General features: G+C 36.4%; 20 protein-coding genes. 6 read left to right on the top strand and 14 right to left on the bottom strand.

The annotated features are described in order from the left end of the window. Positions 1-17 precede the first annotated feature (17 nt). The 3 genes from hemL to HCN53_RS06170 are packed head-to-tail and all read right to left on the bottom strand — an operon-like array spanning position 18 to position 3,083. On the bottom strand, positions 18-1,310 hold the full coding sequence (gene hemL, locus HCN53_RS06160; protein WP_167342376.1) for a glutamate-1-semialdehyde 2,1-aminomutase: 1,293 nt from the start codon (positions 1,308-1,310) through the stop codon (positions 18-20). Then, a complete protein-coding gene (locus HCN53_RS06165; RefSeq protein ID WP_105019468.1) occupies positions 1,310-2,164 on the bottom strand; it encodes a glucosaminidase domain-containing protein in 855 nt (284 codons plus the stop codon). The genes hemL and HCN53_RS06165 overlap by 1 nt, the downstream gene beginning before the upstream one ends. Beyond that, positions 2,148-3,083, bottom strand: coding sequence for a 1-aminocyclopropane-1-carboxylate deaminase/D-cysteine desulfhydrase (locus HCN53_RS06170; RefSeq protein WP_167342377.1), 936 nt, complete (start codon positions 3,081-3,083; stop codon positions 2,148-2,150). Before HCN53_RS06170 ends, HCN53_RS06165 begins: the two co-directional genes overlap by 17 nt. A 411-nt stretch (positions 3,084-3,494) precedes the next feature. Between HCN53_RS06170 and HCN53_RS06175 the strand changes: the two genes are divergently transcribed. From HCN53_RS06175 to HCN53_RS06185, 3 genes are read left to right on the top strand one after another with little or no spacing between them, the layout of a single operon-like run. Next, entirely contained in the window at positions 3,495-3,656 is a 162-nt protein-coding gene (locus HCN53_RS06175; RefSeq protein WP_167342378.1) for a DUF5522 domain-containing protein, read from the top strand. Beyond that, the gene (locus tag HCN53_RS06180; protein WP_167342379.1) at positions 3,656-5,680 is read left to right on the top strand and encodes a urocanate hydratase; all 2,025 of its coding nucleotides are present in this window, start codon (positions 3,656-3,658) and stop codon (positions 5,678-5,680) included. The genes HCN53_RS06175 and HCN53_RS06180 overlap by 1 nt, the downstream gene beginning before the upstream one ends. Before the next feature lie 6 nt (positions 5,681-5,686). Next, the gene (locus HCN53_RS06185) at positions 5,687-6,265 is read left to right on the top strand and encodes a DUF4136 domain-containing protein (protein ID WP_317168810.1); all 579 of its coding nucleotides are present in this window, start codon (positions 5,687-5,689) and stop codon (positions 6,263-6,265) included. A gap of 64 nt (positions 6,266-6,329) precedes the next feature. Here the strand turns inward: HCN53_RS06185 and HCN53_RS06190 are convergent, their stop codons facing one another. The 6 genes from HCN53_RS06190 to HCN53_RS06215 form a co-directional block, all read right to left on the bottom strand. Further along, complete coding sequence (locus HCN53_RS06190) at positions 6,330-6,752, bottom strand: OsmC family protein (RefSeq protein ID WP_167342380.1); 423 nt, start codon at positions 6,750-6,752, stop codon at positions 6,330-6,332. 3 nt (positions 6,753-6,755) lie between these two features. Beyond that, positions 6,756-8,834, bottom strand: a complete 2,079-nt coding sequence (locus HCN53_RS06195) for a thiamine pyrophosphate-dependent enzyme (protein WP_167342381.1) — start codon at positions 8,832-8,834, stop codon at positions 6,756-6,758. Between the two features lie 57 nt (positions 8,835-8,891). Then, a complete protein-coding gene (locus tag HCN53_RS06200) occupies positions 8,892-10,217 on the bottom strand; it encodes a dihydrolipoamide acetyltransferase family protein (RefSeq protein ID WP_167342382.1) in 1,326 nt (441 codons plus the stop codon). A 192-nt stretch (positions 10,218-10,409) separates the two neighbouring features. Further along, positions 10,410-12,398, bottom strand: coding sequence for a DUF3352 domain-containing protein (locus HCN53_RS06205; protein WP_167342383.1), 1,989 nt, complete (start codon positions 12,396-12,398; stop codon positions 10,410-10,412). Between the two features lie 58 nt (positions 12,399-12,456). After that, complete coding sequence (locus tag HCN53_RS06210) at positions 12,457-14,085, bottom strand: acyl-CoA carboxylase subunit beta (RefSeq protein WP_085775110.1); 1,629 nt, start codon at positions 14,083-14,085, stop codon at positions 12,457-12,459. Between the two features lie 318 nt (positions 14,086-14,403). Further along, entirely contained in the window at positions 14,404-16,044 is a 1,641-nt protein-coding gene (locus tag HCN53_RS06215) for a SulP family inorganic anion transporter (RefSeq protein ID WP_167342384.1), read from the bottom strand. Positions 16,045-16,151: 107 nt separating this feature from the next. Here HCN53_RS06215 and HCN53_RS06220 point away from each other — a divergent pair, with 107 nt between their 5' ends. Genes HCN53_RS06220 through HCN53_RS06230 form a run of 3 tightly spaced genes read left to right on the top strand, consistent with a single transcriptional unit; the run spans position 16,152 to position 18,156 of the window. Further along, positions 16,152-16,514, top strand: coding sequence for a hypothetical protein (locus tag HCN53_RS06220; RefSeq protein ID WP_167342385.1), 363 nt, complete (start codon positions 16,152-16,154; stop codon positions 16,512-16,514). Positions 16,515-16,538: 24 nt separating this feature from the next. Beyond that, on the top strand, positions 16,539-17,525 hold the full coding sequence (locus HCN53_RS06225; RefSeq protein ID WP_167342386.1) for a DUF6588 family protein: 987 nt from the start codon (positions 16,539-16,541) through the stop codon (positions 17,523-17,525). After that, positions 17,506-18,156, top strand: a complete 651-nt coding sequence (locus HCN53_RS06230) for an acyloxyacyl hydrolase (protein WP_167342387.1) — start codon at positions 17,506-17,508, stop codon at positions 18,154-18,156. Before HCN53_RS06225 ends, HCN53_RS06230 begins: the two co-directional genes overlap by 20 nt. 205 nt (positions 18,157-18,361) lie before the next feature. Here the strand turns inward: HCN53_RS06230 and HCN53_RS06235 are convergent, their stop codons facing one another. From HCN53_RS06235 to thrS, 5 genes are all read right to left on the bottom strand, one after another. Beyond that, the gene (locus HCN53_RS06235; RefSeq protein WP_167342388.1) at positions 18,362-19,816 is read right to left on the bottom strand and encodes a vWA domain-containing protein; all 1,455 of its coding nucleotides are present in this window, start codon (positions 19,814-19,816) and stop codon (positions 18,362-18,364) included. 189 nt (positions 19,817-20,005) lie between these two features. After that, the gene (gene rplT / locus HCN53_RS06240; protein ID WP_042277677.1) at positions 20,006-20,350 is read right to left on the bottom strand and encodes a 50S ribosomal protein L20; all 345 of its coding nucleotides are present in this window, start codon (positions 20,348-20,350) and stop codon (positions 20,006-20,008) included. Positions 20,351-20,448: 98 nt separating this feature from the next. Further along, positions 20,449-20,646, bottom strand: coding sequence for a 50S ribosomal protein L35 (gene rpmI / locus HCN53_RS06245; RefSeq protein ID WP_042277675.1), 198 nt, complete (start codon positions 20,644-20,646; stop codon positions 20,449-20,451). Positions 20,647-20,774: 128 nt separating this feature from the next. Next, the gene (gene infC, locus HCN53_RS06250) at positions 20,775-21,263 is read right to left on the bottom strand and encodes a translation initiation factor IF-3 (protein ID WP_105019484.1); all 489 of its coding nucleotides are present in this window, start codon (positions 21,261-21,263) and stop codon (positions 20,775-20,777) included. Positions 21,264-21,342: 79 nt separating this feature from the next. Beyond that, complete coding sequence (thrS, locus tag HCN53_RS06255) at positions 21,343-23,289, bottom strand: threonine--tRNA ligase (protein WP_085775115.1); 1,947 nt, start codon at positions 23,287-23,289, stop codon at positions 21,343-21,345. Between the last annotated feature and the right edge of the window lie 104 nt (positions 23,290-23,393).

Genomic DNA, 23,393 nt, shown 5'->3' on the forward strand with positions numbered 1-23,393 from the left:
AAGTAGCAAAAGTTATGTTACCAGCTTTTAACTACTTCCTGAGTAGCCTCAATAGTTCTGTCTAGATCTTGATAAGAAAGAGCATCATTTAAGAAATAGCTTTCAAATGCACTAGGTGGCAAATAAATACCTCGTTCTAGCAATCCATGAAAATATTTTTTAAACCACTCATTGTTTCCTTTGGCTGCGCTTTCAAAATCCACTACTGGATCTGGAGTAAAATGAACTGACATCATCGATCCAAATCTATTAATCTGATACTCGATTCCCTTACTCTCTAGAACTTCTTGAATTCCCTTATGTAAATACTCCGTTTTTTGAGAAAGACTATCAAACACTTCTGGATGTTTATTCAAATGATTTAACATTGCATATCCGGCATTCATCGCTAGTGGATTACCACTTAATGTACCAGCCTGATAAACTGGACCTAGTGGCGCTAAATAATTCATAATTTCTTGACGTGCTGCAAATGCTCCTACAGGTAATCCGCCACCTATGACTTTACCATAGGTAACAATGTCTGCATTTACACCTGTTACCTCTTGTGCACCACCACGAGCTAGCCTAAAACCAGTCATCACCTCATCAAAAATGAGTAGTGCATTATTTTGATCACACAATTCTCTTAATCCTTGTAGAAACCCTTCCTGTGGTATTATACAACCCATGTTACCAGCAATAGGCTCTAGAATGATACAGGCAATTTGATCCTTATTATGCTCAAATAGCTGTGCAACCTGATCAAGGTTGTTGTACTGGGCAAGTAAAGTATCTTGAGCTGTTCCTTTTGTTACTCCAGGACTATTTGGACTCCCAAAAGTCACCGCACCACTACCAGCTTGAATTAAAAAGGAATCACTATGCCCGTGGTAGCAACCTGCAAATTTGATAATTTTATCTCGACCTGTGTAACCTCTAGCTAGCCTTACTGCACTCATACAAGCCTCGGTACCAGAGTTTACCATTCTAATTTGATCAATATTAGGAGCCATTTCAATGGCAAGAGCAGCAATTTTGGTCTCCAATTCAGTAGGCATACCATAGGAAGTACCACGGTCAACAGCCTCTTTTACCGAATTCACTACGGGCTCAAAGGCATGACCTAATATCATTGGACCCCATGAAGCTATATAATCTATAATTTCATGTCCATCCTCAGTTTGAAGATAAGCTCCTTTGGCGCTTTTGACATATACGGGATCACCGCCTACTGCGTTAAATGCTCGTACCGGTGAGTTTACACCACCAGGAATATATTTTTTTGCCTCATTAAATAAGGCACTACTACGTTGATAAATAAATGACATTAAAAATCTTTAGGAAGAGGTTCTACAAATAGTTCTTGACCTACACTAATAGTGTTGTCCTTTAAACCATTAAAGGCTTTCAATTGATCTACTGTAATATTATATTTTCTTGAAATACTATAAAGTGTGTCGCCGGCTACAACTTTGTGCGATGCTTGTACACTTGGTCTTACATCGGTGATAGTTCTGGTTTTAGAATCCGTAGGGTTTCCTAGTACCATATTATCGTACTTGTATAGCTCATAACGCTCAATTAAACTTATGAGTTTTTGAGGGTAACGTCTATCTGTGGCATATCCAGCAGCTCTTAAACCTTTGGCCCAACCTTGGTAATCATCTGGTTGTAATTTGAATAAACCTGCATATCTTTTCCTATCTCTCAAAAATAGAGAATGATCACGATAAGAATAGTCTGGATCATTATAGGTCCTAAAACATTCTTGCGCCTTATCATCATCATGATATATACGTCCACCAGTCCATCCTTTATGACATTTTATTCCAAAGTGGTTGTTAGCCTCTACAGCTAGACGACCTTCACCAGATCCACTTTCTAGAATACCTTGAGCTAGCGTGATACTAGCTGGTATCTTATAAAGTTTCATCTCTCGCATGGCGGTATTAGCAAATAAATCTATGTAAGTGGACACCTTATCTTTACTATCAGGCTTTGTAGTTTTAGTAACCTTATCTTCTTCTTGTTGACCTATGGCTTGTGGCGTCGAATCTGGTTGAGTGACTGTTTGAGTTGTCTTTTTCTTCTTTGTAGTCACTACTTTTTTACTACCACCGCACGATGTTAATAGCATCACTCCAAAGAAAATGATCAGCAAATTTTTAAATTTCAAACTCATAAGTAATTTCTTCTCTTCTTTTTCTTTTCAACATTTGATTGTAACCAGCGATCGCCTGTAATCCTCCTGTATGAATTGCTAAAATACGAGAATCTTTAGGAAAAACACCTTTTAAAATAAGGTCTTCTAGATGGAACATCATTTTTGAAGTGTATATGGGATCAAGTGGTACTCCGCTTTCGCGAAAGCGTGAATTCATATATTTAATCAGTTCATTATCAGACCTTGCGTATCCTCCAAATCTATTCTCAGAAAACACTTGAAAATTAGAACGAAGAGTAAGCTTGTTTATTTCCTCCTTTAAAAAACCTCCCTTTAAGGCAGAAAACACCAAAACCTTTTGGTTAGGTGCGCTACTTTCAATAATACCTGCTGCAGTTCCACCTGTTCCGCCAGCCACGGCAATAAAATCATAATGAGATTTATCTTGGTCGGTTAATATTTCTTTGGTTCCTTGAATTGCCAGTTGGTTAGTTCCACCTTCTGGGATAATCATAAGTTTACCGTGTTCCTTAAAAAGTTCTCGATAGTATTGATCATCCTTTTGCTTGTAAGATTCTCTAGTTACAAAGTGAAATTTCATTCCATTGTTGTGAGCTGTGAGTAAGGTATTATTACTTGCTAAGGTTTTTTTTAGATTTAAACCCAATTCCTCTCCTCTTATAATCCCGATACTAGATAAACCAGCAATTTTTGCAGCGGCGCTTGTGGCTGCTATTTGATTTGAAAAAGCTCCTCCATATGTAACTAGGGTATTGATGGATTCTTCTTGTGCATGTAATACGTTATATTTTAATTTCCTAAGCTTATTACCAGATACTTCAGGATGCAATAAGTCTTCTCGCTTAATATCTATTAAAACGTTATTAAGTGTTTTAAAAAACTGATTTTCAGACTGTATTACTCCATAATCTTGCATAGGACAAAGGTAGCAAGCTAATAATGTAAAAAAGCATAGGGTTTTCGCTTTTTTAAGTATTGTAGCTCCGTTTCCATACAATAAGCTTCTTTTTCAAATCTTATTGATCTATAGGCTAGATCATGTGATTTACTAACTCTTAATATTAGATATTCCAACAGATACCATAAATAGAAAAAGACGATTAAAAGCTCCAGCTGTTGCCTGGCGTGAATTCTTTCATGATTCATAAAAACCGGATCATTTTTAAGCGCTTTGGATTTAACCAATAAAAATGGATATAGCGTTATACCGTTATAATTTTTAAGAAATGAAATTTCGACCACTATCATTGTGATAAAGGTAGTATTTATTAAGTCAAAAGCCTATTATCCTTACGGTCATACCACCGTAAAATAGTATTTTTAAGCCATGAAAAAACATATTCCCATTGAGGAAGGAGATTACTACTTAACACCAGAAGGGTATCGTTGTTTCACTGAACAATACCATTTAAAAAGAGGTTATTGTTGTGAAAGTGGATGCAGACACTGCCCATACGGTTACAATAAAAAAACAAACAGCCAGAAATAATGAACAAAACTATCAATAACAACAGTCAGTTTGATTTAGACATATTTCAACAGAGTATAAAACAGGGTATTCCTGAATCTTTACCAGACCCATATGTCTATGACAACTCAGTAAACCATGCTCCTAAAAGAAAAAAAATTCTCAATAAAGAAGAAGAAGAACTTGCATTGCGCAACGCACTCCGATATTTTAAACCTGAATTTCACTCCATTTTATTACCAGAGTTTAAACAGGAATTAGACGAGTATGGACGAATTTATATGTATCGTTTCATGCCTAAGGAAGAAATAAAAGCTAGATCTATTGACGATTATCCAGCTCGTTCTAAACAGGCTGCAGGAATAATGCTCATGATTCAAAATAATCTTGATCACGCGGTCGCACAGCATCCTCATGAACTTATCACTTACGGTGGTAATGGTGCTGTTTTTCAAAACTGGGCTCAATATTTACTCACTATGCAATATTTGAGCGAAATGACCGATGAACAAACTTTAGTCATGTACAGCGGTCACCCAATGGGGTTATTCCCTTCACATAAAAAGGCTCCTCGCTGTGTTGTTACAAATGGAATGATGATACCTAATTATTCTAAACCTGATGATTGGGAAAAATTTAATGCACTAGGTGTCACCCAATACGGTCAAATGACAGCAGGATCCTACATGTATATAGGTCCTCAAGGAATCGTTCATGGTACCACTATAACTGTATTAAACGCCTTTAGAAAAATTGGAAAATCTCCATTAGGTAATGTATTTGTTACTTCTGGATTAGGAGGAATGAGTGGAGCACAACCAAAAGCTGGAAATATTGCAGGTTGTATCACCGTTTGTGCCGAAATGAATCCAAAGGCGGTACAAACTCGACATTCACAAGGATGGGTGGATATTGTAATTGACAACACACATGAGTTAGTAGAACGAGTAAAAGTTGCCCAACAACACAAAGAACCTTTATCAATTGCTTATCTAGGAAACGTCGTTCATGTATGGGAATCCTTCCATGAAGCAGGAATAGAAATTGCGATAGGTAGCGATCAAACTAGCTTACACAACCCATGGGCTGGCGGTTACTACCCGGTAGATCTATCTTTTGAACAGGCAAATAAAATGATGAGTGAACAGCCTGAAGAATTTAAAAGTCAGGTTCAAAATTCTTTAAGAAGACACGTTGCTGCTGTGAATAAACATACTGATCAAGGAACCTATTTCTTTGATTATGGTAATGCCTTTTTATTAGAGTCCAGTCGTGCAGGAGCTAACATCAAAGGAGAAACTACAGAATTCAAATACCCATCATACGTACAAGATATAATGGGACCTATGTGTTTTGACTTTGGGTTTGGCCCATTTAGATGGGTTTGTGCTAGTAACGATCCTACAGATCTTAAAAAAACAGATGAAATTGCTACTCAAGTTTTAGAAAAACTAGCAGCAAACTCTCCGCAGGAGATTAAACAACAAATGCAAGATAATATCCAATGGATTAAGGGCGCACAACAAAATCAACTTGTAGTAGGATCGCAAGCACGTATTTTATATGCAGATGCTTTAGGAAGAATAGAAATAGCCAAAGCTTTTAATCAAGCCATAGCGCAAGAAGAAATAGGCCCTATAATTTTAGGCCGAGATCATCACGATGTATCAGGTACAGACTCACCATACCGTGAAACATCAAACATTTATGACGGTTCTAGATTTACAGCAGACATGGCTATACATAATGTAATAGGCGATAGCTTCAGAGGTGCTACATGGGTTTCCATTCATAATGGCGGCGGTGTAGGCTGGGGCGAAGTAATTAATGGTGGATTCGGTATGGTTATTGATGGTAGTAAAGAAGCTCAAAATAATTTGGAGAGTATGCTTTTCTGGGACGTTAATAATGGAATAGCAAGAAGAAACTGGGCTCGTAATGAAAATGCAACATTTGCGATTAAACGAGCAATGGAACTTAATCCAGATTTGAAAGTCACGTTACCTAATAAAGTAGACAGTAACTTAATTAAAAATATTAATTAGCAAATCGTGAAAGTTGATATCGCTTTCGCGAAAGCGCAAAACCCAATAGCTATGAAACGATTTTTTACCCTTTTATTAATAACAATAGTAGCTGCTAGTTGTCAAACAGTACGAGTTACTCAAGATTATGATGTAAATGCAGATTTTAACAAGTATCAAACGTACGCCTACTACAAACAAGGTATTGACGAAGCCGATGTAAGCGAACTTGATAAAAAACGTATTCTTAGAGCTATTGATGCGAATATGCAAGCAAAAGGATTTACCAAATCTCAAAATCCTGATTTCATGATTAATATTTTCACTGATGCCAAGGAGCGTGTTGATGTATATAACAACTGGGGTTGGAATGTCGGCTGGGGCTGGGGCTGGGGCGGCTTTTGGGGTGGCCCATGGGGCAATAGCGTAAACCGAGTTACCGAAGGCGTTCTTTATATAGATTTTATTGACACCAGTAAAAAAGAGCTTATTTGGCAAGGTATAGGAACAGCGCCGTTAAAGACCACACCACAAGACAAAATAGAACGAACCAATGAAATGGTTAAAGAAATATTAGAGCAATTTCCTCCAGAGCCAGCTAGATAAAAATTTTTAGAATTAGTATAAAAGCCCTTAAAATTAATTTTTTAAGGGCTTTTTAATATGAAAATTACTCAATCTCGGTACCGTTTACTATTACTTTATAGTTAATCGCAACTACAGCATCAAAAGTTTTAGAAACACTACAGTATTTCTCAAAACTTAAAGCCGCTGCACGAGCAGCCTTTTTATCGTCTATATCTCCTTCCAGATGAATAGCACAAGTGATTGACTTAAATGGTTTTGCATTATCTAATTCAAATCGATCTCCTTCCACCTCAACTTTGTAACTAGTGATAGATTGACGTTGCTTTTTAAGAATATCAATAATATCAATTGCGCTACAGCCACCTACTCCCATTAAAACAAGTTCCATTGGACTTACTCCTTGTACAGGAGTTGCGCCACTATGATCGATCATTACTGTATTTCCTGAGGAGCCTGTTGCTTCCATCAAAAAATCATCATTCTTACGTTCAATTTGAATTTTCATCAATTAATAATTTAAGACTTTTTCAATCATAACTTTAACCTTTTCAGTACTAGGAATCATGGTTTGCTCTAGCGTACTATTTAAAGGAATCGCAGGCATATTCTCACTTCCTATAAGCATTACTGGTGCGTCTAACTCTTTAAAACATTCTTCTTGAATACGACCTTGCAATCCTCGCGAAAACCCATTATCACTAGGTTCTTCGGTTACAATTAAACATTTACCGCATTTCTTCACACTGGTAAATACAGTCTGATAGTCCAACGGATGTAGAGTACGTAGATCGACTACCTCTACTCTATCCTGAACTCCTAATTCTTGAGTAGCATTCATAGCCCAGTGAACACCCATTCCATAGGTAATTATCGACAAGGTTTCCTCTTCCTCTTGTTTCCAAATTTCTTGTAAAACCCATGCTTTACCAAATGGCAGGACGTAATCCTCGCTAGGCTCTATGCTAGTTGCTCCTTTTGTTCCTGGCACTTTGGACCAATACAAACCTTTGTGTTCAAAAATCACCACAGGATTAGGATCGTAATAAGCTGCTTTCATCAGTCCTTTTAAATCGGCACCATTAGAAGGATATGCTATTTTAAGACCTCGTATATTGGTTATAACACTTTCTACAGATGATGAGTGATAAGGACCACCACTACCATAGGCACCTATAGGCACTCTTAAAATCATTGATACCGGCCATTTACCATTACTCAAGTAACATGATCTTGAGACCTCGGTAAATAATTGATTCAGACCTGGCCATATATAATCTGCAAACTGAACTTCAACTATTGGTTTCAATCCTACCGCACTCATTCCTACTGTACTACCTACTATAAAGGCTTCTTGAATAGGAGTGTTAAAAACTCGATTATCACCAAACTTTTGAGCTAGTGTAGCTGCTTCTCTAAAAACACCACCTAATCTTCCTCCTACATCTTGCCCATAAAGTAAGCATTCAGGATGCTTGCGCATCAATTCTTCAACTGCAAACAAGGCACAGTCCACCATGACTACTTTTTCTGCGTCCTTTGGCGATCGTTCTCCTTTTTCCTCAGTAATCGGTGTAGGTGCAAAATCATGCGTAAACAAATCTGCTGGTTCTGGGTCTGGTTGTTCTATTGCATTTTTGAGAGATTGCTCTACTTCTGCTTTCGCGAAAGCGTCCATTTCATCCAGTTCCAGCTCGCTAAATCCATATTTACCCATAAGCTCACGCATGCGTGGATAAGGGTCACGACTACGTGCCTCTTCAAGATCATCTCTATAAAACTCCATGCGAACACCGCTTGTATGATGATTAAGCAATGGCACCTTGGCATGAACTACAAATGGTCTGCGTTCTGTCCTGATAGTTTCAATAACTTTTTCAAGGGTTTTATATGATTCCTCAAAGTCTGTCCCATCAATACTTACCGACTCTAAGCCATGAAACCCTGATGCATATTGGGCAGCATTTTGTGCACGTGTTTCTGCTTCATTGGCACTTATATCCCAGCCATTATCTTGTACTAGATATAGAATAGGTAATTGTTTAAGGGCTGCCATTTGCCAGGCTTCCGCTATTTCACCTTCGGTTACACTGGCATCACCTAGTGAACAAACGACGATAGGCATGTCAACATCGTCATCTTGCTTCAATTCTTCAAGACTTTCCTTGTACCACATTCCCATTGCGACACCTGTTGCAGGAATTGCTTGCATTCCTGTTGCGCTACTTTGATGAGGAATTTTAGGCTTGTCCTCGTCGTTCAATGACGGGTGTGAGTAGTAGGTACGACCACCACTGAAGGGATCATCTTTTTTAGCTAATAACTGTAGCATTAAATCATAAGGCTTCATACCTATTGCGAGCAGCATGGCATCGTCGCGATAGTAGGGAAATGCAAAATCTTGAGGTAGCAATTGCATTCCGATTGCAGTTTGTATCACCTCATGACCACGGCTAGTGGCATGTACATATTTTGAAACCAGCTTAAAATTGTCTTCGTAATGCTCTGCCATTGCTTTGGCAGTAACTAGATTACGATAGGCCTTTTTAAGGTTTTCCTTAAATTGAGTATCATTTATAAAATTACTCATATTAAATGTTTTACCTGTCCACATCACATTATCAATGTAGACAGTGATTTTATAGTGTTATAAATCTTTAAGATCGGGAACAAGAGCCATGTTATCAGCTACCTTTTTCAAAAAGCTACCGCCTAAATAACCGTCAACAACACGGTGATCAAAACTTAAACTTAACATCATCATACTGCGAATCTCGATGCGATCTTCTCCATTTTCTGTGATTACTTCGGCACGCTTTTTAATAATCCCAGTTGCCAATATTGCGACTTCTGGTTGATTGATAATGGGTGTTCCCATTAAGGAACCAAAGGTCCCTACATTACTAATTGTAAAGGTGCTTCCTTTTATATCATCACCACCTAGTTTATTATCCCTAGCTAGCCCGGCAAGTCGATTTACATCGGCAGCTAGTTCAGGTAGTGTTTTCTGATCGGCATTTTTAACTACAGGCACTATTAAATTACCGGTAGGTAACGCCGTTGCCATCCCAACATTAATTTCCTCTTTTACGATAATATTTTTGCCATCCAGACTACTATTAATCATTGGAAATTCTTTAATAGCGCTGGCAACAGCTTTAACGAATAATGGCGTAAAGGTCAGTTTGTTGCCGTGTTTTTCTTGGAATTCATTTTTCACGCTTTCGCGAAAGCGTACTACATCAGTCAAATCTGCTTCAACATAGGCAGTAACATGTGGACTAGTGTGTTTACTATACACCATGTGATCTGCAATCATGCTACGCATGCGGTCCATTTCTACAATACGACCAGTTCCCTTATCTAAATTGAGTTGGGGAATTCTATATGCTGTTGGGTCTGGTTCTGGCGATACTGATTGTGCAAATTGATAAGGCCTGCCTTCATTCAAATATTGTATTACATCACTCTTGCGTAGACGATTATCTTTACCAGTGCCAGGAATACGAGCTAATTCCTCATACGAAATATGATGCTCTCTTGCTATACTTTCTACTAACGGGCTTATGAACCTATCAACATTGACAAATGAGGTTTGAGTATTACTAATTGAACTGGTTACGGCTTTTTTAGGCTTGAGAGGTGTTTGTTTTGGTTTCTCAGAACTCGTTTTTTGAGTTGCCTTTTGTGCGGAATTGTCTGTTTTTTTTGTTGAACTTACTGCTCCTTCTACTGGCTCAAATCGAGCAATCACAGCACCTATTTCAACCACGTCTCCTGAATTGAATAAATGCTCCTGCATGATACCACTAGCAGTCGCAGGTACTTCATTATCAACTTTATCAGTACCTACTTCAACAAGAATATCTCCTTCTTCAAAGGATTCTCCTGGTTGTACCATCCAATTGAGTACAGTTCCTTCGGTTATGCTTTCACCCATTTTGGGTAAAACAAAATCTTCCATTTTTGCCATGGGATAAAAATAAGAAAACTAACGGTTGTTAGCTTACTTATAATTCTTAAAGTAGTAATATTTTTAGGTATGAAATAGACTAAAAAATCAAAAGCTTTTTTAAATCATTTTTGATTCAATGCTGGTTTACTGGAAAGTAGTAAGCATCAAATTTTACTTTACGGCATGTAATATTTAATCTAGTAAATAGGGCTAAAAGCTTTTTTGGTGAAAGCGTTTTTCATTAGGATAGAAGGCTTTCCATTTGCCAATTTGCTTACCTAGTTTAAAGCGTCCAGAAATTTTCAACTCACCAGTGATATAATATTCTCTATATCTACCGTTAGGTAAACCATCACTTAAAGGAACTTTGAATTTAAGCTGACCATTTGAGTAGAATTGCTCATAATCACTAGCGGTAAAATCTGAAGGAAATAGGTCAAGCTGAAATATTGTTTCTTTATCTAGATTTACCACATTACGCACCAACTCAATTCCTGGTGAAACCTGTTGCTCTAATTCTTGCACCTGATTATCGTAATCAGGATCATATCTCATTACAGCTCTTGTTTTAAATAAATCCTCCTTTGCCTTTAACTCAAAACCTAGTTGGGTAAATTGTGAGTAAAAATCGTGTTGCTTATTAAGCAATAGTTGAGTTTCTTTATTTAAGTATTCACTTCCTACATGAGCTAGTTTATTAGTATCTATATAAAAAAACACGTTGCTTTGGGTACTGAATTCATCAATAAAATCCATGTAATAATCGCTGTAAATCAATGTGTTTTTGTCCTCGTAGTCATCAATCATTTTTTTGAGTGTTACTGGACTGTTAGAAAAGACTATATAGTCATCAATAACTGTATAATATGGTTTTTCAATTCGTTCAAACATTCCTCCTAACACCCATTTAAAAAAGCCTTTTATATCAAGAAAATTTATTGCATGTTGTTTATAATAAACCGTTTTGAACTTGGCAGGAGATTTTTTACGAATTTGTTCTTGAACAAATCTTAGCCGCTCCTGCATTACATCCTCGTCGTTATATTTAATGGCAGCTATTATACTTTCTTGGTTACTCTTATAATTAGAATTATTGCTATTATCTAGAGTAGCAAAAGCAAATTCATCATCCCACCAAGAGTACATATCACGATCTAGATCTATATCCAGAAATTCTTCTATCTTCTTTTTACCATTTTCATATTCTTCAACTGTTTTATTTTCTTGTTTCTTTAAAATTGAAATAAAATCCTGATGTAGAAATTGAAAATCATCAAACCCAAAACTTATATAAAGTGCGGTATCATTTGGTAAAATAGTAGTGGCATCTAAGCTACCTGTTCCAGAATTGTCTAATGCTTTTATAAAGGCTTGTGCAGTCGAATTACCGCTTATATAGCCAGTTGCCTTTAACCATCGATCACTTTCTTCTTCTATTTGAAAACCACTGTAATAAAAATTTCTTTCAAGAATATCAATAATATCACTGGATTCATTAACAAAAAGACCATAGTAATTACTGAGCTGATTGTGATTCAAGTAAAACCTGAATAAGCCATCATCTTGAATCTCGTTTTTCACTTTTATGAAATTCAAGTCGGTACTTAATTTAGGATTTTTGCTTGTGGTAATACTTCTTTCAACCAATCGAGGTGTATAACTTGCTACTAATTGATTTTCTATAAAGGTTATTCTAAGAACCTCATTTGTATTTGTATCCAATATCTCTTGAATTACATGCCCTTTAAATTCTCTTTTAGAGACACTATAATTCTCATTAACTAATTGGCTAATGTTATTTTTAATCAAATCAATTTTTGAATACTGCCTTAAATCGGCTACGTATAAAAACCCGTAATCGTCAAAACTGATTTTATGAGCACTTATAATAAGATCTCTATCTCCTATTTTATTAAATAAATTTCTTTCTGACTGAAAAAGAGAATCCAATGAGTTTAACTTCTCACTCATCAATGCAATTTGCTCATTCGATTGCAAATGATCCCATAATTCACTTTGAGAAAGAATTTCTAAATTACTAATAGGTTCGCGCGTTTCAATGATAAACATTGCATCATGAGGTACAAGATGAAAAGCGTTTATACGATCTGGTTCAAAAACAAACCAACTCGCGACCTTGTAGACTATAAAAGCTAAAAGGGCAAATAGCGCAATTTTAAAATACCTCTTTATGGTCATTGTAGGATTTAGCCTTTGGATCAAGATAATAACTACAGATCATGTAGCAATATTATAATTAAGTCTGTATCACCCCAAGATTAAAATCCTTTTCAATAGGTGCATGATTTGCGGCTTCTATTCCCATAGAAATCCACTTGCGTGTATCGCGCGGATCTATAATAGCATCAGTCCATAACCTTGCAGCTGCGTAATAAGGAGAAACCTGATCGTCATATCTATTTTTGATTTTGTCAAACAAGGCTTTTTCATCTGCTTCACTTAGTTTCTCACCCGATTTTTCTAGCGATGCTTTTTCAATTTGCATGAGAACTTTGGCAGCGCTATTTCCAGACATTACTGCAAGCTCTGCGCTAGGCCACGCAACGATTAATCTAGGATCATAGGCTTTACCGCACATAGCATAATTACCAGCACCATAACTGTTTCCTACTACTACAGTGAATTTAGGCACCACACTATTTGAAACAGCATTTACCATCTTAGCACCGTCTTTTATGATCCCACCGTGTTCTGACTTGGAACCTACCATAAAGCCAGTCACGTCTTGTAAGAACACTAAAGGTATTTTCTTTTGGTTACAGTTGGCAATAAAACGGGTTGCCTTATCAGCGCTATCACTATAGATTACACCACCAAATTGCATTTCACCTTTTTTGGTTTTTACAATTTTCCTTTGGTTAGCCACTATACCAACTGCCCATCCATCAATTCTAGCATATCCAGTTACGATGGTTTGGCCATAGCCAGATTTATATTCTTCAAATGTATCGGCATCGATCATACGATTGATGATATCCATCATATCATATTGATCACTACGCTTTCGCGGAAGCGTACCAAATAACTCTTCTGGATCCAGAGAAGGCGCTACCGATTCCTTTCTATTAAAACCAGCCTTTTCAAAGTCTCCAATTTTGTCAAAAATATTCTTGATTTTATCTAAGGCATCTTTATCGTCGCTAGCCTTATAATCAGTTACACCGCTTATTTCACAGTGAGTAGTTGCACCACCTAAGGTTTCATTATCGATACTTTCTCCAATGGCTGCTTTAACCAAATAACTTCCTGCTAAAAAGATACTACCTGTTTTATCGACTATAAGAGCCTCATCACTCATTATAGGCAAATAAGCGCCACCAGCAACACAGCTACCCATAACAGCAGCAATTTGAGTGATTCCCATACTACTCATAACTGCATTATTACGAAAGATGCGACCAAAATGTTCCTTGTCTGGGAATATTTCATCTTGCATAGGCAAGTACACTCCTGCACTATCTACTAAATAGATAATCGGTAATTTATTTTCAATCGAAATTTCTTGGGCTCTAAGGTTCTTCTTACCCGTAATAGGAAACCAGGCTCCTGCTTTAACCGTAGCGTCATTTGCGACTACGATGACTTGTTTACCTTGAACATGACCAATTTTAACGACTACTCCACCGCTAGGACAACCACCATGCTCCTCATACATTCCTTCACCAGCAAAGGCTCCTATTTCAATAGCATTGGATGGATCGTCCAATAAATAATCGATTCTTTCTCTTGCAGTAAGCTTACCTTTAGCATGAAGCTTATCTATGCGTTTTTGCCCACCGCCTAATGAAACTTGAGCAAATCTTTTTTTGAGAGTACTTAATAGTAATTTATTGTGATCTTCGTTTTTATTAAAGTTGATATCCATCGATTGCGTAGTTTTCCCAAAAATAGCAAATCTCAACTTGAAACGCAGAATATAACTGGTTTAAACAAGAATTAACATGAATTCAAAAGCCCTTATTAATCAATGAATTAAAACGTAAGCCTCAAGTCTAAAAACTTAAAATTATGTTAATGAGAGTTCAACACAATTGATTTAAATCACTTCTCGTAGCATTATCCAAATTATTATTACGTGAAAATCCATGCAACAATGCCATACATTGCACGCATTTTGTGTTAATCAATAATTAAAATAAATCTACCTGAGAAGTTTTAAAGAGGAAGATTAAAATATTCTTCCTTAAACCTCTGCATCTAATAAATCGGTAGCAATATGGTACCGTGGATCCTCAACACTGCTTTCAATAATAGTATCAAATTCAGGATTACGACGCATGAGTAATTCTTTACACTCAGGACTTAAATGGGTCAGCTTCACTTCTTTTCCTTGTGCTTGATATTTATTTACGACCTCTCGTAATGCTTCAATTCCTGAATGATCCTGAACCCTAGATTCGATAAAATCTATTTTAATTTTTTGCGGATCATTTTTAGGATCAAATTTCTTATTAAAATCAGTCACTGATCCAAAAAATAATGGGCCCCAAATTTCATACACTTTGGTTCCATCATCTTCAATACGTTTTCTCGCTCTAATTCTTTTGGCGCTTTCCCAAGCAAAAACAAGAGCACTTATAATAACACCTACAAAAACAGCAATTGCAAGATCAAAAATTACTGTAACTACTGATACTGTTATCAGAACAGCAGCATCAGATTTTGGAATTTTATTAAGTATCCTGAAACTTGACCAAGCAAAGGTGTCAATAACCATCATAAACATTACACCTATCAATGCTGCGATAGGAACTTGCTCTATTAGTTTATCTGTAAACAATAAAAAAGTTAACAAGGTAATTGCCATCATAACCCCAGAAAGTCTACCACGACCACCGGCATTAATATTAATTACTGTTTGACCAATCATCCCACAACCACCTGTTCCTCCGAAAAGTCCACTCACAATATTACCTGCACCTTGCGCCACACATTCACGATTACCACTACCACGTGTCTCGGTAAGTTCATCGACTAAATTCATGGTCATCAAGGATTCAATCAAACCAACTGCAGCGGCAAGAAAAGCATAAGGAAGGATGAATTGAAAAGTTTTAAAATTGATTGGTAAGTTGCTCCAAAGATCAGTATTAAAAGTAGGTAATTCACCCTTTAAACCTGTCCCACCACCTTCAATTATGTAAGAACCTACTGTACTTACTTCCATACCGCTTATCACAACAACAGCAGTTGTAACTATGATTGCGGTTAATGCTGCAGGTATCTTTTTAGTAAGTTTAGGTAATAACCATATAATTCCCATGGTTAATAACACAAGCGCAATCATCGTCCACAATTCAGTTCCTTGCATGTAAGTGGATACATATCGCGTAACTCCATCTTCTCCCACAACTGGATTTTTATGTGAAAACATCTTTACTTGGGCCATGAAAATCACTACCGCAAGACCATTCACAAATCCCATCATTACTGGATGTGGTATTAACCTAACGAATTTACCTATCTTAAAAACACCTGCTCCTATTTGAATAATACCCATTAAGATTACCGTGGCAAATAGGTAGTAAAAACCCATATTTTCTACTGGGTTTTCAAAGGCCATACCCTTTTCATGACCTTTAATAATGAGATCAACAAATATCACTGCAACGGCACCAGCAGCGCCCGATATTAAACCAGGACGACCACCAAATAAAGCGGTTATTAATCCTATTATAAATGCTCCTGAAAGTGCTACTAATGGATCAATACCAGCCACAAAAGCAAAGGCCACTACCTCTGGAATCATAGCTAGCGATACCGTAATTCCCGCAAGAATATCGTTTTTTGGAGATTTTGTAAAGTTGTTGAAAATTTTAGCCATGCTTGTGAACTGCTGTATTTTAAAGGGCGCAAAGGTAATCGCTTTTTAAGGTTTATAAAACCTTGAATAAGTTATTTATATTTGAAAACCAGTTAACCAAGAACTTCATGAACTTATACACAAGGTGTACCAGTTGTGGCAACCATTTCAATTTAAAGATTAAGGGAAAAGACCGTGTTGAAATCAAAATGAAATACGGTGATTCAATTGCATCACAGTGCAGTCATTGCCACACACAACAATCAACACCTATTAAAAAGATTAAAGCCGAAACAAATCAGCTAATCATCTCGATAGGATTTATAATAGGAGCTGTGGCGTTCTTAACTACATTTTTCTTTATAGGTAAATATTTGGCACTAGGTAAGGCAGTTTATTTCATTTATGGTGGTTTAACCTCTTTACCGTTTTTATTATGGCGTATTGAAGAGAAGTCTGTCAGGAGTTTTAATAGTACCTACATCAAATAAGGTAAATTCCTTAAAATTCAATCTATGAAAAAATTTGTCCCGTTAGTTATTGTTTTTCTCGCTTTCGCGAAAGCGGAAACACTACGAGCTCAAAATGATATTGAAGTTGTTTTAGAAGATTTACTTGTCTATTTGGATGGGTATATTGAACCAGCAGCCGAAGCCAGTGTTACGCAAGCAGGAGCAGCCTGGTATTACAGTGCTAAAGCACTACCCAAATTTAAGACGAGCATAGGCCTACATGCTAATGCGCTAGTTGCTCCTGAGAAAAAACAATTCTTCACAGTAAATAACGATCAATTCAACAATTTGAGAATACGAGGCGGCACAGAGGCTAAAATTCCTACAGCCTTAGGTCCAGAACAACGAACGTTTTTCGATTTTACCGTGGAAGGTGAAGAGTATGAACTTCAAGTTTTTGAAGGCATATCATCTGAAGTACTAGGACATCCATTTTTACAAGCTAACGTAGGCTTATGGGCCGAAACTGAATTGCTTGTAAGATTTGCGCCAAAAATCACCTTGGATAAATCTAATTTTAGTTTATACGGTATTGGGCTTAAACATAATCTAAGCCAATATTTCTTTGGTTCAAATCGTGATTTTGAGCTAGCAGTTCTAGCCAATTATTCTCTTTTTGATTTTAATTTAATATTTGACCCTTATACTATAGAATCAAATCAAGGAACAGCGCTTACAACCATTGATGGTGCTTTAATTGACTCACATGCTGTTATTGTCCAATTAATTGCAAGTAAGGATTATAACAATTGGACATTTTCTAGTGGTGTAGGTTATACAAATAGTTGGATTGATTATCGACTTACTGGAAGTGAAGGTACATTTCTGAACTTATTTAACGAGGTCCTTATAGCTCTTGGTGAAACTAAACAGTCTTATCGATTTGATCTAGGTGCCACTTACAACTGGAATAAATGGAGTGTCACATCTCAATTAAGTGTGGCTCATTATGCTAATTTAAGTTTAGGTGGTGTTTACAAGATTAATTAATAGTTTCATTTTCTTACTTGTTTCAATAGTAAGTATATCGGTTCAAGCACAAGAAACTTCATCAGAAAAATCGGCTAGAAACAGGAAAATCGGTATCGGATATGGTTGGCACACACAGCAATCTTTTCCTGGAACGAGCAACGATTATATTTATGAAACAAAGTCGGCTCACATATTTTATGAATGGCAGCAATGGCAAAGTGGCAAATGGACCTTTCACACCTCAATTGAGACGGCACTATATCAGGTAGATCATCAATTGCTTAATTTTTATTTTATCACACCAGATCAAGAAAATTTTCAAGAAAGACGTGATCGATTCACACAGGCAAGATCATTTAACGAATACGTAGCACATGCAGGACTGAAAACAGTTTACAACTGGAATTTCGAAATAAAACCATTTATTCAAATTCGTATAGGTCCTATGTATGGCACACAAACTACCGAAAGACTGAAACGAGGTTTTTCTTTTTCAGATGTTTTGAGTATTGGAACACAATATCAAGTAGATGAGCATGAATTTATTATAACCTATAGCTTAAGACATACCTCAAATGCAGGTTTAAAATTTCCCAATAGCGGTCATAACAGTTCAGGATTTCAAATAAGTTATGCTTACTTGTTCTAGAGATAAGTTTAGTTAACTTATTAAACTCTTAAAAATTCACACAACTTTATTACGAGATTACTGTTTAATTAGCACTTCTATCCTACTCTATTCTATAATTTCACATCATCTAAGAATACAATTAAGTAGTAATTATTGTACAAAAATAAGGGATGCTGTGCTTGCATCCCTTTTTCATTGATAACCTAATATAAACTCTATACCATTAAAGTCTATCAGCAAGTTGAACAAGCTCTTTAAACTCTTGAATGTATCCATGTGGATCACTCAATTGTACCGACTGTAAAACCTGTTCTATATCACCGTAATTGAAACTGCCTTTATAGCTAGAGTTCCTAAGATTCATTCCAAAACTAGCTGCAGCAGCACCTAATTTTTGCTGTGATGAGCTCGCATTAAAATCAAGATTAGAATCTAAGAGTTCTTCCACTAGTAAATTGCTGGTTAAGTTAACTGGCTCTTTATATCTTAGATTAACCTTGAGACTAGGTTGATTAGCACTTCCTGCTGTTGATGCAGGTACAATCTCATAAAAGGCGGTAATGGATTGCCCGCGACCTATTTCCCCAGCATCTTCCTCGTCATCCTCAAACTGATCATCTTGTAGCAATCTGTTTGCATATCCAATAAGTCGATAACTTTGCACTTCAGTTGGAGAAAATTCTACTTGAATTTTTACATCCTGAGCAGCGGTAAAAAATTTGTTTCGTTCGTGAACAAAAACTTTCAGCAACTGTTCTGTTTTGTCAATATATTCATAGGTCCCATTTCCTTTATTAGCCAATTGCTCTAAGGTTCCTTCATTTAAATTTCCTCTACCTACACCTAAAGCTGTTAGAAAGACACCTGATTCTTTTTTATCTTCTATAAGTTCAATAAGACCTTCTTGATCAGATACTCCAATATTAAAATCACCATCGGTACCTAGAATCACTCTATTATTTCCATTATTTATATAATAGGATTGTGCTATTTCATAAGCCGTAATGATACCTCTTGCACCTGCAGTTCCACCACCAAAACCTAAATCGTCAATAGCTTGTTTTATTCTTATTTTATCACTTCCTGGAGCGCCATCTAAAACCACCCTATCTGCACCAGCATAAGTAACAATTGAAACAATATCATCATCATTGAGTTCATCCACCAAAAATTTAAACCCAGATTTAAGCAAACCAAGTTTATCTGGCGAAGACATACTTCCTGAGACATCAATTAAAAAAACATAATTACTACCTGCAACGGTTGTAAGATCAATATCCTTTCCTTTTATACCTATTCTAGCAAGCTTATGTCCATTTGTCCATGGACAGCTTGTAATCTCTCCATTTATAGTTATAGGACTAGTTGAAAAATCATCATCATAATTCATATCAAAATAATTAATGATTTCTTCAGTGCGCACAGCATTAACAGGTGGCAAAACCGCTTCCTGCTGTAAAAAGCGCCTTACATTAGAATAAGATCCACCGTCGGCATCTATTGAGAATGTAGAAATTGGAAATTCAGTAACGTCAAGAAAAGGATTTTCTGTAACTTCATTATACTGATCGCCTGAAAATGGTTCTGGGAATGACGAGTCATTGTAAAACATTCCTTGATCCTCACAAGAAATCACAAAAAATAGTGTAATAATTAAAAGTGATAGTAATTTTTTCATGGTTGCGTTTTTAGAATAGATCCACATTTCCTTAAAAGGTTGCGTAAAAGAGTATATCATTTATGAAGAAAGGAACCTAAATAAGGATCTTCACAAAAACGCTAGGACAAGTAAATTAAAACGCGCTAAAAAAAAATCCCGATCTGATATCAGATCGGGATTTAATTTGATGCGAGAGGTGGTTACACCTTATTTTACTTTTTCCACGATAGCTTTAAAAGCCTCTGGATTATTCATTGCTAGGTCTGCAAGAACCTTACGATTAAGTTCTATATCGTTTTTCTTTACAGCACCCATAAATTGAGAATAACTCATTCCATGTAAACGAGCACCTGCATTGATACGAGTGATCCATAAACGACGGAAAGTTCTCTTTTTATTTCTTCTATCACGGTAAGAGTAAGACATTGCTTTCTCAACCGCATTCTTTGCTACTGTCCAAACGTTTTTACGACGTCCGAAGTAACCTTTTGCCTGCTTAAGGACTTTTTTTCTACGAGCTCTACGAGCTACAGCATTTACTGATCTAGGCATAATTTTAATTTTTTAATAGTAGGCGACTGTTTGAACAGCACTTTTAAAAGCCTAACTATTGGGTTTTTATTAATTAATAAACCATCAAGGTCTACAGCTTACTTAAGATTAAGTTGTAACTTGATATTGTTTTCATCACTCTTGTGCACAAGTGTATCGTGAGTAAGAGCTAACTTTCTTTTCTTGCTTTTCTTTGTCAGGATGTGACTTTTAAAAGCGTGCTTTCTTTTGATCTTTCCAGTACCAGTAAGCTTAAAACGCTTCTTTGCACTAGATTTAGTTTTCATTTTAGGCATAATTTCCTTTTTTAATTTCTCGCATTTCCACTTAAAAAACGACCATAAAAAAACAGCCCTCTTTTAAGAGGACTGCAAAAATATTATTTTTCCTTGAATTATTAATGCGATCAAGCAAAAAGTTCGTCTTATTTTTTCTTAGGAGCGATAAACATATTCATACGTTTACCTTCCATTTTAGGCATTTGTTCTACTTTACCTAGATCTTCAAGATCTTGAGCAAGTCTAAGCAACAATATTTCACCTTGATCTTTATAGATTATAGAACGTCCTTTAAAGAAAACATAGGCCTTTAATTTAGCTCCTTCTTTCAAAAACTTCTCGGCGTGTTTTTTCTTGAACTCATAATCGTGATCATCTGTATTAGGACCGAAACGTATTTCCTTAATAACCACCTTACTTGCGTTTGCCTTCATGGCTTTTTCACGCTTCTTTTGTTCATAAACAAATTTCTTGTAGTCAAGAATTTTAACTACTGGCGGTTCTGCGTTAGGAGAAATCTCAACAAGATCTAGTTCTTGCTCGCGCGCTTCTTTCAATGCGTCACGGGTGTCCATTACTCTAGGTTCACCTTGACCTACTAATCTAACTTTTCTTGCACGAATTTTCTCATTAATTGCGTGCTTATCTTCTTTAATAATTCGAGCCGGTCCGCGGCTTCTGCGTCTACGTATTGCTATGGCTATATAATTTTAATTAAACTTCAAATTTTTTCATGGTAGCATCGATTTCTTCTTGTATCGCTTTCGCGAAAGCGGAAACATCCATACTACCTAAATCGTCTCCACCATGTTTACGTACAGAAATAGTGCCATTCTTTTCTTCTTGTTCCCCAACAATGATCATGTAAGGGATTTTATTCATTTCGGCCTCACGGATTTTTTTACCCATGGTCTCTGCACGATTATCAACAATAGTGCGAATTTCGTAATTTCCTAGAGAATCTGCTACCTTTTTTGCATAATTTTCATATTTCTCACTGAGAGACAGTATAGTACATTGCTCTGGCATAAGCCATAATGGGAAGTTACCACCTGTGTGCTCTAGTAAAATTGCGATAAAGCGCTCCATTGATCCAAATGGCGCACGGTGAATCATCACTGGTCGATGTGACTCATTGTCAGCTCCTTTATAAGACAGATCAAATCTTTCTGGCAAATTGTAATCTACTTGTATAGTTCCTAACTGCCAGCTACGGCCTAGAGCATCTTTTACCATAAAATCAAGTTTAGGACCATAGAAAGCAGCTTCACCTTCTTCAATGACATAATCTAAACCTTTATCTCGTGCCGCGCTGATGATCGCGTTTTCTGCAATTTCCCAGTTATTAACGTCGCCTATATATTTTTCTGGTTTTTGCGGATCTCTTACACTCACTTGTGCGGTGAAATTTTCAAATCCTAACGAACCAAAAACGTATAATACTAAATCTATAACTGCTTTAAACTCTTCATCTAGTTGTTCTGGCATACAAAAGATGTGAGCGTCATCTTGAGTAAATCCACGTACTCGAGTAAGACCATGTAGCTCACCACTTTGCTCATAACGATAAACAGTCCCAAACTCAGCAAAGCGTTTTGGTAAATCTCGGTATGACCATTGTGTACTTTTATAAATTTCACAATGATGAGGGCAGTTCATCGGTTTAAGAAGAAACTCTTCATCATCAGCTGGTGTAGTAATAGGCTGAAAACTATCTTCACCATATTTAGCATAATGTCCTGACGTTACGTATAATTCTTTTGAGCCTATATGAGGACTTACCACCATTTCATAACCAGCTTTCTTTTGAGCTGCTTTTAGGAAGTTCTCTAATCGCTCACGTAATGCAGCACCTTTTGGCAACCATAAAGGAAGACCTTGACCTACTCGCTGTGAGAAAGTAAATAACTGTAATTCCTTACCTAATTTCCTATGGTCACGTTTTTTTGCTTCTTCAAGTAATTCTAGATATTCTTTAAGGTCCTTTTGTTTAGGAAAAGAAATACCATAAACTCTCGTAAGTTGTGTATTATTTTCATCACCACGCCAGTATGCACCAGCAATAGACATGACTTTAACAGCTTTAATTATTCCTGTATTAGGAATGTGACCACCGCGACACAAATCAGTAAATGAATCGTGATCACAAAAGGTAATCGTCCCGTCCTCAAGGTTCTCTATAAGTTCTACCTTATACTCGTTATTTTGTTTTTTGTAGAAATCTAGCGCATCTTCTTTTGAAACACTGCGCATTTCAAACTCATGTTTACCTCGTGCGATTTCCAACATTTTAGCCTCAATTTTTGGAATATCACTTTCAGAAATACTGTGCTCTTTAAAGTCTATATCGTAGTAAAATCCATTATCTATAGCTGGCCCTATTGTTAAACTCACTCCAGGAAACAATTCTTCAATAGCCTGAGCCATAACATGTGAGGTTGAATGCCAAAAGGCTTCTTTACCTTCCTTATCTTTAAAAGTGTAAAGAATTAGATCTCCATCTTCGGTAAGCTGTGTTTTTGTTTCTACTTTTTTCCCATTGTAGCTAGCACTAATAACATTGCGCGCTAATCCTTGAGAAATACTCATTGCGACATCCATAGGTGTTGAGCCGCTCTCCATTTGTTTGATACTACCGTCTGGTAATGTAATATTAATCATAAGTACAAAATATGAATAAACAAAAGTAAACTTTTAAGCCTATTAACAAAGCATACATGTATTAAACTTATGGTTAATTAAGAAGTTGGAAAAATAGATTATTA

The sequence above is a fragment of the Nonlabens sp. SY33080 genome, from assembly GCF_011784885.1.
Taxonomy (GTDB): Bacteria; Bacteroidota; Bacteroidia; order Flavobacteriales; family Flavobacteriaceae; genus Nonlabens; species Nonlabens tegetincola.